Consider the following 16,553-nt stretch of genomic DNA (forward strand, 5'->3'; position numbering starts at 1 on the left):
GAAAGCGCCCAGCACCAGAAGGTGCATTAAGACCGGCACCCAGCACAGGTCGCCAGGCACCATCACGAGTCAGAAAGCGCCCAGCACCAGAAGGTGCATTAAGACAGGATCGGGCTAACACCCCTGAATCCATGCTTGTCGTCAGAAAGCGCCCAGCACCAGAAGGTGCATTAAGACGGAATATCGAGCGAGTTTGAATGTACCTTGGCGCCGAGTCAGAAAGCGCCCAGCACCAGAAGGTGCATTAAGACGCTGATGTTGGATCCAGCAACCCCAAGGAAAGTTCCGTCAGAAAGCGCCCAGCACCAGAAGGTGCATTAAGACGCCAGGATCACCTCCTGTTCCAGGTCCTCTCTTTCCTCGTCAGAAAGCACCCAGCACCAGAAGGTGCATTAAGACGTGAAGACCTCGTCCTCCTTCTTGTTCCCCTTGATGTGCCAGAAAGGAACCTCGCACCAGAAGGTGCATTAAGACCAGAATCACCGCTCAGACCATGCTGGCGCTCCCTCTCGTCAGAAAGCATTCAGCACCAGAAGGTGCATGAAGGCATATATCGACACGTGCCGGGAGATCGCATGCCGATCTTCTCCCTTGCCCGCCAGAATCTCGATATCCTGTCCTCCAGAGCCTCTTCACGTTCCCGCCCTTGAAAGGCCGCAATGATGCGTCCAGCCCAGCCATCACCACCACTATCAACGACACCGCCATCCCCACCTCGCCCGCACCGTCGTCGCCGTCGTTCCGATCGCGCGAAACCGGGCCAGCACCTCGGGGAGGACATTCACCCGCTCCAGCACGCAGCAGGATTTACGTCGTCCGAGGCGGCCACCGGCACCCTGTTCGAGCGCATCAGCTCCCGCGAGGGCCTGGAGGGAGGCTGGCGCATGGTCCTCGCCAAGGACGCCTCCGACGGCATCCTGCAGCGCAAGACCAAGGAGTTCGCCGAGCATCTCGATGACTTCCTCACCGAGCTCTCCGAGTCCCTGCGCTCAGGAACCTACGAACCTGACCCGCTCCTGAGCTTCGGCATCCCCAAGGGCACCTCCGGGGAGGTCCGCACCCTGCACATCCCCTCCATCCGGGACCGGGTCGTCGAGCGCGCGGTCGTCAACACGATCACCCACAGAGCCGACCTCGCCATGTCCCCCTGCTCCTTCGCCTACCGGACGGGCATCGGCACCGACGACGCCGTCGACCACCTCGCCAGGCTGCGAGACACCGGCTACCGCTACGTGCTGCGCACCGACATCGAGGACTACTTCCCCAACCTCAGCATCGAGGACGCCCTAGCCATCCTCTCCCCCATCGCCGGCTGCCCGCGCACCATCGACCTCATCCGGCTCATTGCCCGGCCTCGGCGCGCCAGGGGCGAGCGGCGCACCCGCAACCGCGGCATCTCCCAGGGCTCCTGCCTGTCCCCACTCCTGGCCAACCTGGCCCTGACCGACGTCGACCGGGCCATGGGCGACGCGGGCTACGGCTACGCCCGCTTCGCCGACGACATCGTCATCTGCAGCCCCCATGAACCCGACCTCCTGGAGGCCCTCGAGCTCCTCGACTCCCTCCTGACGCCCAGAGGACTCCGACTCAACCAGGAGAAAACCGCCATGACCAGCTTCGATGAGGGCTTCTGCTACCTGGGGACGGACTTCTCCCGCAGCTTCCCGCCCGTCGACCCCCGCCACGACATCAAGGGCCGTCCCGACCCGGACCAGGTGGTCTACGTCGGCCGCGACGGCGCCCGCGTCCACATCAGCCAGAACCGTCTCATCGTCGACGGCGCCGACGGCCTGCCGCAGGTCTCCATCCCCCGCCGGGCCGTCAGCCGGATCGTCCTCACCGGCGCCGTCGGGCTCTCATCCGGGGCCCGGTCCTGGGCGCTGTACAACGACATCGACGTCATCTTCCTCTCCCGCCACGGCGGCTACCTGGGCCAGCTCGCCGGCCCCCGCTCGACAGCCAGCGCCCGCCGACTCCTGACCCAGGCGTCCTTCGCCACCGACGACGATGCCCGCCTCCCACTGGCGCGTGCCATCGTGCGGGCCAAGATGCGCCACCAGGTCTCCGTGCTGCACCGCACCGGCCGGCGTAGCCGGGGAAGCGGCGTCGAGACGCCTTGCACCACCATCCGGCAGCTGGCCGCCGACGCTGAGCAGGCCGCAGACGTCGACGAGCTCATGGGGCTGGAGGGCGCCGCCTCAACGGCCTACTTCAGCTGCCTGTCCGGACTGGTCCCACCGGAGGTCGCCTTCGACGGGCGCAGCCGCCGCCCACCCAAGGACCTGGCCAACGCCGCCCTCTCCTACGCCTACGCGATCCTGCTGGCCGAGTGCACGGGCGCTCTACTGGCCGCCGGGCTCGAGCCCTCGCTCGGGGTGCTGCACGCCTCCACCGACAAGCGCCCCAGCCTCTCCCTGGACCTCATGGAGGAGTTCCGGCCGCTCCTGGTGGACCGCACCGTCCTGTCCCTGCTGCGCTCGAAGCGGCTCCGCCCGGAGCACGCCACCACCTCTCCCGACGGCGAGGGCGTATGGCTGAACAGCAAGGGCAAGAAGACGCTCGTCGACGGGTACGAGGCGACGCTCCAGCGGCAGGTCAAGGGCGCCATGCCCGGCTTCTCGGGCACCTGGCGCCGCCACATCCACCACGGCGCCCAGCTCCTCGGGCGGGCCATCACCGAACCCGGCTACGAGTGGACCGGTGCGTCGTGGCGATGATCGTCATCCTCGCCTACGACATCGCCTCCGATACGCGGCGGGCCCGCCTGGCCGCCGCGCTGGAGGGCTGGGGCTACCGGCTGCAGGAGTCCGTTTTCCAGCTGCGGCTGGAGCCCGCCGAGCTCGACGAGGTGCGCCGGCAGGTCACCGAGATCATCAACCAGGCCGACGACGTCATCCACCTCTACCCGCTGTGCGACTCCTGCCTGGCGCGCAGCGAGGTCCACGGGACCGCGCCCGCGCTCGACGACGCCGGGCTGTACCGAGGGGTGTGGTGAGCCGGCGGCGCGCCGAACGGGGCGCAGCTCACCAGCGCACCCCGCCCCGTCCGGCGACGACGACCGTGTCTTGTGCGACGATCAGTGCCGCCGGCCGTGGTGATGAGTGTTGCCGTGGTGGCCGCCTTGGCGCCCTCCACGATGCGGCCGGCCCCCGTTGCGACGCTCGGGCTCAGGAACCTGAAGAGGCTTCGTGTCTCCGTCCCCGAACATGTCGACCGGGCTCAAGCCGCATTTAGGATCCCCGTAGCGATCGACCTTGTTGTTCTCCTGGTTCTCATTGAGCAGCATGTGACGGACAGGCCTGCCGTCCGAGTACCCGAAGGACGCGCGTTGGAGAGCCTGAACCCATGGCAAGGCGGCCGGGTTGATCTTCAGCGCGAAGTCCGCAGGACGATGCACCGTCTCACTGACGCCCAAGCAGCCTGACAGGTTCTGATATGCCTCAGTAAGATCGTTCTCACCGCCCACGTTCACGGCTCGAAGCCCGTCCTTCACCATGCGCACCTCAACGGCACCGAGACCCAATGGTTTACCAAGCCCGACGCGAAGATAGCCGACCTTACTCTTTTCCGCGTTCTGCTCCGACGCCGGGACAAGATTCGCAGGTTCCAGCAGCCAGACCAGGGCGGCGAGCTCGTTGCGAGACAGGTTCTCAAACCGCATCCGGCACCGCAGGACGCTTCCGGGACGGAGCCAGGTCTTCACCACCGACTGAATCTGAAGATTCTCCCCTTGGGTCACTCCTTCCTGACGGGGAGCCCGCGTCGCCGACGCGGGGAACGCCTCCGAGCCCACAATCGAGCGATGAACCGGGTGCACCGCCACACCAAGGTGCTGTCCGGACCTGAAATACTCTGAGCGCCGTAGAACCTCCCCCGCGTTCCGAGGAGTCCGACCATTCCTGTCGGTCAGGAATCTGCGAGCAGAAGCCGGTTTGGGGGAGAGAAGAGGCGCGATGGGCGTCTCCTCTCGACTCAAGACAACAGAGGAGGTATCCACCTGCCCGAAGATGAGCCGCCCCCTGGAGGCGACGTCACCGTCTTCAGCACCTTCACGCGTGTCGGGGACGACGTACCCGAAGAGCCTGTCGGCGGCTGACGCCTCTGCGGCGGACCCGAGAGGAGCAACACGCTGCTCCTCAGCAAGACTGCGGGGGCTCATGCAATACGAGCGACGTCCCGCCATGGTCGGCACCAGCTCCTCCACGGCGGTCTCATCGTCGGAGAGGACGGCGTATGCCAGGGATCCCACGTGGAGGAGGGACTCGGAGTCCACACCTGTGAAGCGGTTCGGACGCATCCCAGGCTGGAGGTCGTTCTCCTCACGTTGCTGCGCATAGCTGTCGACGACTCCGCGATAGGCCTCAACGACACTCCGGTCCACTTCGAGCCTTTCAGGACTCTCAGAGAGATCGAAGAACACCCGTTCATCGTGCTTCCGAGGAAACACGTCCGAGGCTTGATCCCCGTCCCTCGCTGTGCGATAGACGTAACCCGTCACATCATTGCGCTCGCCCACGACGTCTATATCGTTCCGCACATCGAAGGCGCAGACGGGATTCCCCTGGCCGTCGTACAGGCCTACCACCTGCCAGTACGCATAATGACCTCCCCGTGGATGCAAGCACAGTGCCAGATCGCAACGCACCTTGTTCTCATGCCTCGTCATCGCACGGAACTGTGTCTCATTGAATCCACTCCCACGTTTAGCATGCCCTCTTCCTCCGTCCTGGAGGGAGGCGGCGAGCATGATGGGGAACGGGCGATCATCGAACTGATCCTTGTACTCCGCCTCCCCGTCCCCGGTGCTGCCGCGCAACAGCTCAACAATGATTCCCCCATCGTTGGCCTTCACCTCCACGACCCGTACCGGGACGAGGCGCAACGCATCAGCGACATCCGCCCTGTAGGTGAGCGGCTTGGCGTGCTCCTCGAACACTCTGAATCGGGACGCGGTCAGTACCTCATAGGCACGCGACAGCATTCCCTTGACCATCGTCCCCGGGAACACCACGCGACCCTGCTGATCCGTGGGGATCTCGACCTGGGTGCCGCCACTGGGGTTCCCCCTCTGCTCGCCGTAGACGAGAGGAGTCCTCACCGTCAGCTCGAGATCGATCGACCCCGACCAGCGCTCCGACGACAGGTGATCGTGCGCCGGGGGCTCCTGGTCCCCGAACAGGTCGGCGGGCAGTGCCTTTCGATCTACAAGATCAAGGACTTTTGGTCTGAGAACCGGAATCCGGTTGACGGCGGAGTGGAACGGTTGGAACGCGGTCATGTCAGCCCCACCTTCCGGTCATGAGCTCGTCGGCGAATACGGTGTTTCCGTACGTCTCCTCCACGGTGAAGACCTCGATGCCGGTCATGACGTCGCCTTTCTCTCCGTGCTGGAGGTAGCTGTTGTCCCGAACCCAGCAGTCGCTGCCGCCCGGGAGACCTTCGCGGGACGCGCCGACCACGATCTCAGCGGCCCCACTGCCGTTGAGCCACCGCAGCTCGTGGGCCAGGACGCCGTCCTCGCCGGCGACACTGCCGCCGCCGTCGGTCTTCTTGCCCCTCACCCGCCACAGGCGCAGCTCGAAGACCGTGTCCAGGTCGATCTCCTCCTCCCGGGAACCGGCCTGTCCATCCTTCGCGATCAGAGTCGTGAGCCCGGAAGTCCCCGCCCTTCTCACCGAGTAGGCGCCGCTGGTCGTGTAGGCCACGCCGTTCATTTCGCCTCCCAGGTCCTCGGCGCGTTCAAGAACCCATTGAAGCTCGGCGCCCCCGGGCTGCTCGGCTCCCGCGCCGGGTACGTCTTTCCAGACCGCTTCTCGCAACGGCTCCGGCTCCCACGTCTTCTCAGGCATCCCGTTCCTCCTTGTCCTCAAGCGGCCTCTCGCTGCTGCCCACCAGGTAGGAGGACCATCCCTCCCAGCCGGCTCCGGCTCTCGGATTCCTCTCGATCCCGGAGTTCACGTCTCTGAGCCCCTTCAGAATTCGCCGAGGAAGCGACTCGCCCGTCCCGTCCTCGGAGGTCTTGAGGGAGCAGTTCTCGATCCCCAGGCCCTTTCCTCCGGTCACGGCTATGGCCTTGACCTCGACCTGCCCCATGCCCCGGGTGCCGCGGCTCCCCAGTGGGAGCGTCCCGGCGGCCAGCTCGGCGAGCACCAGCCCCAGGAGGCAGAAGGCGGCGCGGCTGCGGTCCTCGCCCCGGCTGTCCTCCTGCCCGCCCGGTTCCCCCAGGCCCGCCCGCGCATTGGTCAGCAACCGGTCGAGGTCGAGCTCGACGACGATGCTGTTCCAGGTGGAGTCGTAGACCTCCTCGCTGTAGAGCAACCCGTCCGCGACGCCGCCGGTCCACCGGTCGCCGGCGTTGTGCGTGACCTTGCGGCTCGGGCCGTCCTTGGCGGTGAGCGTGTCGAGGACCGTCAGCGCACCGCGGTGGGTCGTCGACCCGAACAGGTCCCGCACCAGGCTCGGATCCTGCGCGAGCTGCTCGTGGACGCCGGCACTCGACCAGTCGGCCCCCGTGCTCGGGTCCTTCTTCGCCAGCAGGATGGTGCGGGCGATCCGCGTCGCCCGGGTCCTCAGCGCTCCGCGGACGGAGCTTCCGGGCAGCACGATCGGGTCGGTCTCCTCCGGGCCGGCGCGCAGGGGGCGGGCCGGCTTCGTCTCCTCAGAGTCCGCGCCCTCCGGCGATCCGTCTGCGGCCCCGGCGTCGGCCTCCTCCTGGGAGCCGTCATCCTGGGGCTCGGCCACGAGGATCCCGGTGGGGCTGTCCCAGGTGATCTCGATCCGCATCCGGCCGCTGCCCCCGCAGTCCACGGGGGCGACGTCGACCGAGCGGCCGCCGGCGCCGGAGAGCCACTCCTCCAGTCCTGCCCGGCTGCCCGGCTCCGCCTTGGTGAGGGTCCAGGCCTTCTCCGAGTCGCTGAGCGCGACTCTCCCCCACCCGGCGTTCTGCCGGCCGCCGAAGGCGACCCTGCCGTCCTTGATGAGCCCGATGATGAGCGCGAAGAGCTTCTCGACCTGCTCCGGCCCGGGCGGGGCGACATCGCCCTGAGGTACCTCGACGTCGTCGGGCAGCCCGGCCTCCGCGGTGATGGTCAGGGCGAGCTCCTTGCCGCGGGGCAGGTACTCGTGCTTGAACAGCGCGGTGTCGCCGGCCGAGCCCCAGTACCGGTCGATGGCGTTGCCCATCCGGGTCGGGAGCACGATCTTGTGCTCCTCATTCCCCTCATAGCCCTCGGTGGGCAGCTCGACCGTGTGCACGGTGATCGCCGAGGCCCGCAGCGGCGCCGCCGAGCCGGCCCCGCGCGTTCCGTCATCGCCCCACAGCTGCTGCAGCTCGCGCTCGGCCAGTCCGACGGCGTCGCCGTGCTCCTCGAGGAATCGCTGGCAGGCGGCTCGCAGGGCGCCCTTGACGGAGCGTCCGGTGAGGACCGGATGGCCGTGGCCGTCGCGTGCGAATCGCCGGGCGACGGTGGTCCTATCCTCTGGACCGCGCCGGCGGTCGACCACCTCGTCGATGCCTCCCGAGTGGAGGGGCGCGTCCGTCACCAGGTGGACGGTGAGCTCATAGCGGGTCACGCTCATCGCTGAGCCTCCTTCGTTGCCGCAGCACCATCAGCGGTCGGTGCGAGGTCCTCCCCGTGAAGGCTCCTCAGTGTGAACGTCTCCTTCTCCAGCAGGGGGTGCCCGACGACGAACCGCCCGAAGCCCTGCGCCCGCAGCTCCCCGATGCCGACGGCCGCCAGGGCGGCCAGCTTCTCCGGGGCGGTGGTTCTCACCTTGAGGACCGAGCCGGCCTGGATGGCCATGCGGGTGGCCCGGGGCTGGTGGCTCGCCGCGGACCAGGAGTCCACGCGCCGGTGCCTGACTCCGGCGTTGAAGCGCGTCCCGTCCGCCTCGGCGAGCTCGATGGGGGCGCCGGGCTCGGTGCGAAGGCCGAGAGGGTGCACTCGGTCTCCCCGAAGGTGCCGCTGAGGCGACGCGCCCCGAGGCGGGCCCGGTGCCCGGTGCCGGCGAGGGCCTCCAGCTGCTCACCGATCCGCTGGTACAGGCGGGTTGAGACCGTCACCGTCGCCTGGAGGCTCAGGCCCGCCGGGAGCGCCCGCACCAGGTAGAGCTGGCCGTCCCTGGCCGCCCCGGTGGCGGCGTCGTGCGCCGTGGACTGCCGCCCGATGAGCGCCGGGGCGCCCCTCGCGCCGGCGGCCGGGAAGACGTATCCGTTACGCAGCGGCTTGTGGACCTCGTGCTCGGGCTCCTCGGCGCGCATCCGGTTGCAGACGCGCATCTCCCCGTCGCCCTCGCCCTCAGCCGTCTTGGGCTCCTGGCTCTCGGCTCCTTGGCCGACCTTGGGGCTGGAGAGCACCAGCGGCATCGGCAGCCCACGCTCCCCCTGGTAGGAGACGACGCCGTCGGAGACGAGCAGCTCCCCGTTGACGACGGCGTCGCGGACCTCCTGGACGAGGGCCTCCGGTGCGCCGGGGGCCTGGGCGACGGTGCGCGTGATGAGCCGGTGCACCCAGGGCAGCAGGACGGTGCCGCGCAGGAAGTCCAGGGAGCGGATCTCGTTGGACATGGGGACCTGGTAGGAGACCACCGGGGTTCGCAGGTCGACCGTCAGGGTCGCCTCGTGGAAGGTGCCGGCGGCGGTGGGTGCAGGGCTCGCCTTGAGGACCGGGGCGGCCGCAGCGGTCGCGTCCGCCGCGGGGACCTGCGGTGCGCCGCGCCCTTTCCACCTGCCCAGCTGTGTGCGGCACCAGTCCTTGACGGCCCGGGTGTCGCCGGGCTCGTGGTCGGCGTGGATGAGGACGTCGCAGACGCCGTCGCCGACGGCCCGGTTGGAGCCGATTGCGCGCACCAGCAAGCCCGAGAGGGCCAGGAGGAGCTCGGCGGCGTCGCGCTGCTCGTCGCTCCAGGTCAGGGGGCGTCCGTCCCTATCGACGTCGGACAGGGTGACCTCGCCGCGCAGTCGGCAGGCGCCGGCGCGTTCGAAGATCCTCAGGAAGTCCTCGCGCGCTGTGCCGGTCCTCTCGTCGATGGACAGGGAGATGACCTCGTGGATGAGGTCGGTGGGGTCGGCCGGCGGGTCGATAAGTCTGGCGTCGGAGAAGGTGACGAGCCGCGGCGCCAGGTCGGAGCCGAACAGTGCGGAGGCGAAGGCGCGCCAGGAGCGGCCGGAGCCGTCGTCGAGTGCCTGGGCCGCGAGGAGCGACTGCTCCCGCACGACGCCGGCGAGCACGGTCGCGCGCACGATCGGCAGGCCGCGCTCGTCCTTCTCGACGACGGAGTCCACGCCGCCGGCGACACCGGTTCCGGTGGTGACGCCCCAGTCGGAGTGGAAGGTGACCGACAGGAGGAAGGAGGTCGGAGATGAGGGGCTCATTCGGTGGCCTCCGATGCTGTGTTGGGGGCCTCCCCCAGGTCAGGGAGGGAAAACTCGAAGAAGGAGGGCGGGAGGAGGTCGGAGAGCTCCAGGAGGTCGAACACGGCGCCCAGGCCGCCCAGCTCGGTGTCGATCCAGCCGCCGACATCCTCGCGGGCCGCCTTCCACTCGTCGCGGGCGCGACGGTGCGACGGAGTCTCCCGCTCCTCCTTCTCCTCAGGCGTCTCGGAGCCCGGAGTCTCGCGGTCCGACGCCTCAGCGGTCGGAGCGTCCGTCGCGTCGTCGTCACGATGAGCGGCTCGTTCCCGCGCATCCGCGGACAGCAGGCCGCGGATGCGCGCCGCCCGGGTGCGTGGGAACGGTTCGAAGTCGGTCTCGTTCCGGCTCTCGTCGGTGCTGCCGAGGGGCACCCCCTTGAACCGGGCGACACGCCGGCAGGTCGCCTCCCAGGACTCGTGGCGAAGGCCGTTCGTCGAGGAGTCGGCGGATGCGCTGCCCTCACCGTCGCCGGAGCCTGCAGTTCTAGAGCCGTCATCGCAGGTGCTCACGGCCGACGACGTCTCGTCGTTGAGCAGGCGGAAGGGACGGGTGGTGAAGCGCTCGTAGCCGCATATGGCCTCATCGGGGTCGAGGACCGTGGTGTCGAACAGGACGTGGTAGTCGAGTGTTGAGCACAGCGGCTGCGCCGTCTTGCCGACCTTCTTGGCACGACCAACCAGTTTCTCGGCCAGCTCGTAGGCGATGTGGAAGGGGAAGTTGCGTTTGACGATGGCGACGCCGGCAGCGGCGGTCATGGGGCCGGTGTCCTGCCCCTCGGGCGGGGTGAGGTAGCACAGGATCGGGTCGTTGCCGGTGGCCTCCTCGTAGTAGCGGAGGTAGGCGGCGGCGAAGGGCAGGGCGTAGTCGCCGCTGGTGATGACGGTGACGTCGTCGCCACCGAGGATCACCGGGACGACGGGGATGGCGGTGTGCCTCCGCCCGGCCCGGTCGTCGTCGTGACGGGACAGCTCGTCGATTCGCGTCCATGCTGCGGCGAAGGCGTGCTCGACTGCGTTTTGCAGGCGCTTGTTGACCGCCCGAAGGAAGCGCCGCAACGCGTCGGGGTCATCGCGGTCGCAGCCGACCTTGGCTTTGAACACGCCTGGGGCGACACGGTCCTTCGAGGAGTTGAGCTCCTTCATGATGCCGCCGACGCCGTTGCCGTCGATGTGGATGACAGCGACCTTGGACAGGAAGGCGTAGTCGCCGGAGTCGATGTCTGAGTCAGCGGTGCTGCTGGCGTCCGGGTTGGACTGGATGGCGTGCTCAAGCGGACGGAGCTCCTCTGCTCCCTGCGCGATACTCTCCTCAGGTGACGGCCTGCCCTCATCACCCACCGGCTCGATGCCCTCAACGAAAACCTGGTGGAGCTTCTTGGCCAGCATCGTCGGGTCGCGGGTGAGAAGCGCCTGCTTGTCTGAGAGGTCGGAGCTGCGATCGACCCCCTTGTCCAGGAGATCGAGCCGTGCCTGGTACGCCCCGTAGCGCCGGACGCGCGAGGCCAGCGACAGCGCGTCCTGGCGATCATCCTTGGCCTCGTCCCAGGTGGCCAGCGGCGGGGAGGCGGGCAGGGAGGAGTCCTTGGCCCGGCTGAGGAACGGAAGCTGGGAGAAGCGCGCCTCGGCGGGCGGGCGTTGGAGGGCGTAGCGGGCTGCTTCCGCGTGGATCTCCTTGAGTGCGCTCTCGGTGACGTAGACGGGACCGGACTGCGGATCGGAAGGAGTGGGCAGGGAGATGAAGACGCCGGAGACGTCCATGCCCGGCGCCTTGGCGAGAGCCGTACGCGTCACGGCGCCGATGACGTCCTTGGCCTGTTGGGCTGAATCCACCAGGAAGATGACCTTGCCGGAGGACACGGAGACCCACTGGGACTCGTGCGGTTCTCGGCCGTCGGGCAGTCCGCGAGCCGCGCGCCAGGCTGCGGCCCCGCCAGTAGTGAGGAGCTCGTGCGCAGTCCATTGCTCGAGCTTGGTCAGCAGGGAGGACGCTCCGACGCTGTCCCGCAGCCGCGGCGAGGAGAAGATGAAGCGCTGATTCCCGTTGGTTTCAAGCATGACAAGGTGCATCGTCAACTCCGTTCGTACGGTGGCGCGGCTGTGGGCCCCGGGATAGTCTTACCAGACATCCGGTTGGCGTGGCGAGCGTTCACCCAGAACAATGACGTCCTTGACAAACATTGCCATGCGGGTTTATGGTCGCCGGTTTTCCCCGCTACCCCAACAACACGCAACAACATCCAACCTTGTAAAAACTCTGCGCACCCGCCGCGGGTGTGGCACTGTTACGGGGCAGGCGACCGCCTCTCAACCAGCCCGCCACATAGACGGCCAGGCAGCGGCAGAGCATGCCGACGCGAACTTCATTTCCAGCGCCTCAAGGGCGCACCTGCACCATTCAAAGGAGAAGAGTCAATCATGCTGCTTGTTCATATCGCAGGTACAGCAGATCTTGGGATCCCATTAAAGAAGGGGAATCGCAAGCGCGCCCAAGAAGATATTGAGGATGACTTGGCGTCTCGCCTGGCCGAGCTTAACTCCCAAAGAACTTCCTCCGGCATCGCATCCCGGCTTCTGGAACTGAGCTTCGACCACCAGATAGACATCGACACCGACGAAGAAGACGCTTCGACACCCCCCGGCAGCGCACTGAAGAAAGAGATACGAGCCCTGTCGAGACTTGCAACCAAAGACGTCAGCCAGGCAGATATTCTTATCATCGGCGCCGAAGGGGGACGCACCCCCACAGACCAGCTCGCACGCTCTCTCACTCATCAGCTCAGCGAGATTTCTGACGACATATCGGCTTTAGCCGGAGTGGATGACATCCACATCGAATCCTGCATTTTACCAGACCTTACGGTTAACCAGGCGAGCACCGAGCTGCTGGAGCGGAGGATCGGCGCGCACGACGGGCACGTCCTACTAGCCATGGCGGGAGGGGCTACCGCAGTCCTCGTCGAGGCAGCCGGAGTCGCCGCAGCCACCCATCAGGACGAGTGGTCACTCATGCTCGTCGACCGCGTCGAGGAAGGATCGGGCAGCCAGGATCTCCCCCTGATCCCGATGTCGGTCGACGCCGATCCGTTGCGGGGCTGGCTCATGGGGCTCGGGCTGCCGACGGTTCTGAATGATATCTATGAACAATCCGGCCACATCGACGCGGAGGTGAAGAAGGCCGCCGACGCGGTTCGTCGGGTCATGGGGGAGCTGGATTCGGAGCCATCGGTCGAGGACTTCGCGCAGGTTCTTCAAGCAGATGTCGCCCGCGGCGACCTTGCCGCCGCGATGACGCTACGATCCTGGGTGGTTGCAAATTATAAACATCTTCGAGACAAACACCACTATCGCGACGACTCCCAGAAACTCAAGGACTCCAACCTTAAAGGCGAGCTGGGAAAGATTATCGGAAAACTCAAACGAAAGGAAAACGATCACCCCCTGGAGGAGCCGGAATCCTGGCTGGCAGCTCAAGGCGATCTGAACGACTTAGGAAAGTATGCGACGCACAACCTTGAGTCACCATTGAGGAACCTCACCTCCAACAATCTCCAGGAGAGGATAGAGCAGGCAGTCGGAGAGCCTCCGGAATGGTTGTCAGTGCCGTCCGGCGACGTATGCCTGCTGACCGCCCAGGGAAAAGTGTCTCACAACCACCCCGTCCCCTCCGGCGCCGATGAACCCACCGGAAGAGAACGAAAACCCATTATCACCTCCCTTCTCACGTCGGAACCAAGTGATTCGGTACGGCAAGCATGTGCCGTTCACGGACCCCTCACACTGAGTCCTTTCATCGCGTGCTCCAGCTCGAGCATCAGCGAGGGTCGACGAGTAGTGGAGGAGGTAAAGCGCGGAGGGCTCCCGGCCTCATACTCACCTTGGACTCTGGACGAGACCTCCATCAAAGTCCACAACTACGGAGAGTCGGTCACTCAACCCGGAGTCTCTTCGGGAACCATATCTTCAACAATGGACGAACTGAGCAGGGCCGCAGAGCACTGGCTTGAGGAACGCACAGCCCGGCCTCGTGCCGTTGTCGTGACAGTCCTGGGAGAGAAGGCGGCCGCCATCAGTTTGCTCCATGCGGCTCAGACCTTCGGAGCGAAGCACGGAGTTCCCGTATTCCTCTTGTCGACGGTGAACAGCAAGGACGCTGAGACAGGTGAGTCTAAAGAATCTGTTCAGTTTCACCAGCTAGGCCTCGACCGTGACGTTCGCCAGGCACTCCTGAAAGCAACCACATACTGTCTTGACCGCTTCGACCTACTAACTGCCAGCAGGCTTCTCACCTTGGGCGATCCAGCAATGGAAGCACTTTCGCATGAAGCCATAGATCTTGCAAGGCAGTTAAGCGAAGCAGTGAGAGCACAGGCCCTCGACGACTTCACCCGCGTCATCCTGGGAACGATGAGTGCGGCAGCGAGCCTGATGGATAAAATTCCTCCCGATGCGCAGGTACGCCTGGCCGCTATCGTTGCCGAGTTGATTCGTCCACCGTCAGGACGATTTAAGGGCCCCGGCTTCAAAGAACCAGTCATACTGTCTAGATCGGGCAGCGACGATACCAGGCGCACTTCACTCACTGATGATCTCGATCGCGAGAACGCCAGCATTCTCCTCTGCCTTTTGAATAGCACACGAAACAAGCTCCCGGTAGCCCACGGACGCAAGGCGCTCACAGAGGCAGTCAGAGGTACCATAAGCGGATACAAGCAGAGGGACTCATATACGTATGCAGATCTATTGCGTTGCACTATTTCCGCAGTTGAACGGGAGCACGGTGTTTATCCCAGTGACTGGGGAACAAGACTCCAGTCGCTGCGAGACCAGGTGGAGGCGTTGGGGAAGACCGGCTACGGGGAAAAGCCGTGACCGGCACCAGCTCACAGCGAGGTTGCGCCCCGCCGCAGCGCCTCGTCAATCTCACGCCGCATGACGTCGTCCTCGACCTCGGTGCCGGGAAGCAACTGCGCATCCCCGCATCCGGGATGGTGCCGCGTCTTGTCCTGTCCGGGGGTCGGTTGGAGACGCTTCACGTCGTCGATCCCTCGCGCCCCGAGGACTCGCCGACGGCAGTACCCCTCGTTGTGGGCACGGTGCTTCACGGCGCCGATCCCCCTCTGCCCGCTCCCCGCCCGGGCACGGTGTACATCACGAGCCGTACACTTGCCGAGCACTTCGCCGAGCGGGCCGATCTTGTCTGGCCCGACGACCTCGTCCGCGACGCGCAGGGGCGTGTCATCGCGGCACGTCGGCTCGCCTCCCACGGGGAGGCTCCTCACACCACCTCGAGTCGAGTCGGAGGCCGGCCCAGTGAGTCAGATTGATGGGCGTACGCCGACGGAGCTCATGGAAATCGATGCCGAGGATGACAACGCCTTGCGCGTCATCGTCGTCGTACCGTGGGAGCTGCCCGGGCGGTGGGAGCAGTGGCGACGCCTCTTCGCCCCGGGCCCGGTACCGATCACGGGAGGAGTGGGCCGGACCGTTTTCGACGGGGCATCTCGCCGGCTGCGCGAGCCGGTGAGGAAACGGATGCTCTCCGCTGAGCACCGCGGCCACTACGTCTACGAGGACCTCTCACCCGTATTCGTCAGCGAGAAGAACCGGACCAGCCACGGTGCCGCTCCTCTCGCGGCCTTTGCGTGGGACGTTCTCAGAGTCGAGACCGTGAGCGACCCCTCCGGCAGGCACCCTGCTCGGGAGGCGGTAACGAAGGTGCTTATCGCCGTGCACCTGGTTCTGCGTGACCCGTCGAGCCCTCAGGCGTTCTCCTGGGTCCGTAACCTCACTCAGGAACCGAAGGGGAGGAAGGAACTCGTCTATGAGGTGAGTCGAGTCCTCTCTCTCCTGTCCGGACACGGCCCGGACGAGGTCGGCCACGGCTTCGGCGCCACTGACGTGAACGGCCATGAGGATATCGACCCCTACACGATCACCTACGTGCCGTACGACGTCGTCGCCTCGGAGCTGGGAGAGGGCTTCGAGCTGGACGACTCTGATGCGCGCACTGAGCAGGAGAGGGCCGCGGGCGGGCAGTTCCGGGGGCTCAGGCAGTCCGTCACCGAGCCCGGATCGGGTATGACGAGGGAACGCGTCATCGTCAGTTCGTGGCGGTGGGGGCATCTTCCTCGGCGCACCGACGAGACCTTCCAGGATGGGCTCTTCGAGCAGCGTGCTCAGCAGCTCCACCGGCTCTCGCAGACCTGGGTGGCCTACGCAGGGTCCCATGGGTGCTCCTTCTGTCAGGTTCAGCAGGGAGGGTTCTTCCCGCTGGCCCAGGTTGAGGGGCGTTTCATCGAGGCGATTCTGCTCATGCTGCTTCAGCGCTTCCGGGCCTCCTCGCTCATGGCTCGTCTGGCCGACGTTCAGCCGCGTGCTGCGGATGAGGTGGATCGTGTGATCGAGCTCGACTCGGAGGCGGTCGGGTTCGTCGTCTCCGAGCAGTGGACCATGATGACCGACGCCGACAGACAGCTCGACGCCTTCCTGACCTACCTGCTGGACACTTACCGGATTCCTCTGCTGGTTGAGGAGGCCAGAGATCAGGCGCACAGGCTCCGCGAGAACGTACTGATGCGCATCGGCCGCGCCGACCAGAAGGCCGAGGAGGAGCGCGCCCGCTCCACGCGGGTCATGGAGATCGCCTTGGCGGTCCTGACCTTCATAGGCCTGCCGCTGAGCGTGTTCCTGGAGATCTGGTCCAACTGGGAGGCCGCCAAGGGTATCGCGGTCCGGCACCAGAGCATCGGCGGCTGGGACGCGGGATGGGGGTGGATTCTTGGCTTCGGTCTTATCGGGTCGGTCCTCATCGGCGGTGGGATCTGGCTGATTGTTGACAAGGTGGGCGGCCGGGTGGCTCGGCGTGGGAAACGCTCCTGACGCCGAGTCCAGAGCCCGGTTCCACCTCCACCACACCAGGACGTGTCCGCAGTCACAGACGGGAACGTCGACCTTTTGGCTTGACGTCGTTGGAAGCTGGTGGCTGAAGGTGCCCGAGGGGGCGTCGGTGGCGCTTGGCGCCAGGACGCCGAAAAGTGGTTAAATAGGGGCCGTGCCGGCCGGTCCCGCGGGGTGCCTGCGGAGCCGGTGGCGCTCCACCCCCCCCGGAAACGGCGCAACGACGCCGCTCCCAGAGGCAGGGG

General features: G+C 66.3%; 11 protein-coding genes and 1 CRISPR repeat array. Of the genes, 5 read left to right on the forward strand and 6 right to left on the reverse strand.

The features are described from left to right. A CRISPR array of direct repeats spans positions 1-548; the repeat unit is 33 nt; unit sequence GAAAGCGCCCAGCACCAGAAGGTGCATTAAGAC. A gap of 336 nt (positions 549-884) precedes the next feature. Both cas1 and cas2 read left to right on the forward strand, forming a co-directional pair. After that, positions 885-2,717 (forward strand): CRISPR-associated endonuclease Cas1, encoded by a 1,833-nt coding sequence (gene cas1 / locus HMPREF2883_RS09550; protein ID WP_070661571.1) that lies wholly within the window; start codon positions 885-887, stop codon positions 2,715-2,717. Further along, positions 2,714-2,995, forward strand: a complete 282-nt coding sequence (cas2, locus tag HMPREF2883_RS09555; protein ID WP_040321806.1) for a CRISPR-associated endonuclease Cas2 — start codon at positions 2,714-2,716, stop codon at positions 2,993-2,995. The genes cas1 and cas2 overlap by 4 nt, the downstream gene beginning before the upstream one ends. Before the next feature lie 81 nt (positions 2,996-3,076). Here the strand turns inward: cas2 and HMPREF2883_RS09560 are convergent, their stop codons facing one another. From HMPREF2883_RS09560 to HMPREF2883_RS09580, 6 genes are read right to left on the reverse strand one after another with little or no spacing between them, the layout of a single operon-like run. Beyond that, positions 3,077-5,278, reverse strand: a complete 2,202-nt coding sequence (locus tag HMPREF2883_RS09560; RefSeq protein WP_070661574.1) for a hypothetical protein — start codon at positions 5,276-5,278, stop codon at positions 3,077-3,079. A gap of 1 nt (position 5,279) precedes the next feature. After that, positions 5,280-5,849, reverse strand: a complete 570-nt coding sequence (locus HMPREF2883_RS09565; RefSeq protein WP_070661577.1) for a hypothetical protein — start codon at positions 5,847-5,849, stop codon at positions 5,280-5,282. After that, positions 5,842-7,578 carry an RAMP superfamily CRISPR-associated protein gene (locus HMPREF2883_RS09570; protein ID WP_070661580.1) on the reverse strand — a complete coding sequence of 579 codons (1,737 nt, stop codon included), beginning with the start codon at positions 7,576-7,578 and terminating at the stop codon, positions 5,842-5,844. Before HMPREF2883_RS09570 ends, HMPREF2883_RS09565 begins: the two co-directional genes overlap by 8 nt. Then, positions 7,575-7,802, reverse strand: coding sequence for a hypothetical protein (locus HMPREF2883_RS15555; protein WP_256277414.1), 228 nt, complete (start codon positions 7,800-7,802; stop codon positions 7,575-7,577). Before HMPREF2883_RS15555 ends, HMPREF2883_RS09570 begins: the two co-directional genes overlap by 4 nt. Continuing rightward, the gene (locus tag HMPREF2883_RS09575) at positions 7,769-9,373 is read right to left on the reverse strand and encodes an RAMP superfamily CRISPR-associated protein (RefSeq protein ID WP_256277415.1); all 1,605 of its coding nucleotides are present in this window, start codon (positions 9,371-9,373) and stop codon (positions 7,769-7,771) included. Before HMPREF2883_RS09575 ends, HMPREF2883_RS15555 begins: the two co-directional genes overlap by 34 nt. Next, on the reverse strand, positions 9,370-11,478 hold the full coding sequence (locus HMPREF2883_RS09580; RefSeq protein ID WP_070661583.1) for a Cas10/Cmr2 second palm domain-containing protein: 2,109 nt from the start codon (positions 11,476-11,478) through the stop codon (positions 9,370-9,372). The genes HMPREF2883_RS09575 and HMPREF2883_RS09580 overlap by 4 nt, the downstream gene beginning before the upstream one ends. Positions 11,479-11,826: 348 nt before the next feature. On the opposite strand from HMPREF2883_RS09580, the gene HMPREF2883_RS09585 reads away from it, so the two are divergent. The 3 genes from HMPREF2883_RS09585 to HMPREF2883_RS09595 are packed head-to-tail and all read left to right on the forward strand — an operon-like array spanning position 11,827 to position 16,290. Next, positions 11,827-14,280 (forward strand): hypothetical protein, encoded by a 2,454-nt coding sequence (locus HMPREF2883_RS09585; RefSeq protein WP_070661588.1) that lies wholly within the window; start codon positions 11,827-11,829, stop codon positions 14,278-14,280. Beyond that, positions 14,277-14,735, forward strand: a complete 459-nt coding sequence (locus HMPREF2883_RS15140; protein WP_176747197.1) for a hypothetical protein — start codon at positions 14,277-14,279, stop codon at positions 14,733-14,735. The genes HMPREF2883_RS09585 and HMPREF2883_RS15140 overlap by 4 nt, the downstream gene beginning before the upstream one ends. A gap of 22 nt (positions 14,736-14,757) precedes the next feature. Further along, positions 14,758-16,290 carry a hypothetical protein gene (locus HMPREF2883_RS09595; RefSeq protein WP_256277416.1) on the forward strand — a complete coding sequence of 511 codons (1,533 nt, stop codon included), beginning with the start codon at positions 14,758-14,760 and terminating at the stop codon, positions 16,288-16,290. Positions 16,291-16,553: the final 263 nt, after the last annotated feature.

This window comes from Actinomyces sp. HMSC075C01, assembly GCF_001812965.1.
In the GTDB taxonomy this organism is placed as follows: Bacteria; Actinomycetota; Actinomycetes; order Actinomycetales; family Actinomycetaceae; genus Actinomyces; species Actinomyces acetigenes.

Bases quoted from the DNA above. Each gene is read 5' to 3' on its own strand.
- cas1 (WP_070661571.1), top strand. From the start codon at position 885: ATGGTCCTCGCCAAGGACGCCTCCGACGGCATCCTGCAGCGCAAGACC.
- cas2 (WP_040321806.1), top strand. From the start codon at position 2,714: ATGATCGTCATCCTCGCCTACGACATCGCCTCCGATACGCGGCGGGCC.
- HMPREF2883_RS09560 (WP_070661574.1), bottom strand. From the start codon at position 5,278: ATGACCGCGTTCCAACCGTTCCACTCCGCCGTCAACCGGATTCCGGTT.
- HMPREF2883_RS09565 (WP_070661577.1), bottom strand. From the start codon at position 5,849: ATGCCTGAGAAGACGTGGGAGCCGGAGCCGTTGCGAGAAGCGGTCTGG.
- HMPREF2883_RS09570 (WP_070661580.1), bottom strand. From the start codon at position 7,578: ATGAGCGTGACCCGCTATGAGCTCACCGTCCACCTGGTGACGGACGCG.
- HMPREF2883_RS15555 (WP_256277414.1), bottom strand. From the start codon at position 7,802: ATGGCCATCCAGGCCGGCTCGGTCCTCAAGGTGAGAACCACCGCCCCG.
- HMPREF2883_RS09575 (WP_256277415.1), bottom strand. From the start codon at position 9,373: ATGAGCCCCTCATCTCCGACCTCCTTCCTCCTGTCGGTCACCTTCCAC.
- HMPREF2883_RS09580 (WP_070661583.1), bottom strand. From the start codon at position 11,478: ATGCACCTTGTCATGCTTGAAACCAACGGGAATCAGCGCTTCATCTTC.
- HMPREF2883_RS09585 (WP_070661588.1), top strand. From the start codon at position 11,827: ATGCTGCTTGTTCATATCGCAGGTACAGCAGATCTTGGGATCCCATTA.
- HMPREF2883_RS09595 (WP_256277416.1), top strand. From the start codon at position 14,758: ATGGAAATCGATGCCGAGGATGACAACGCCTTGCGCGTCATCGTCGTC.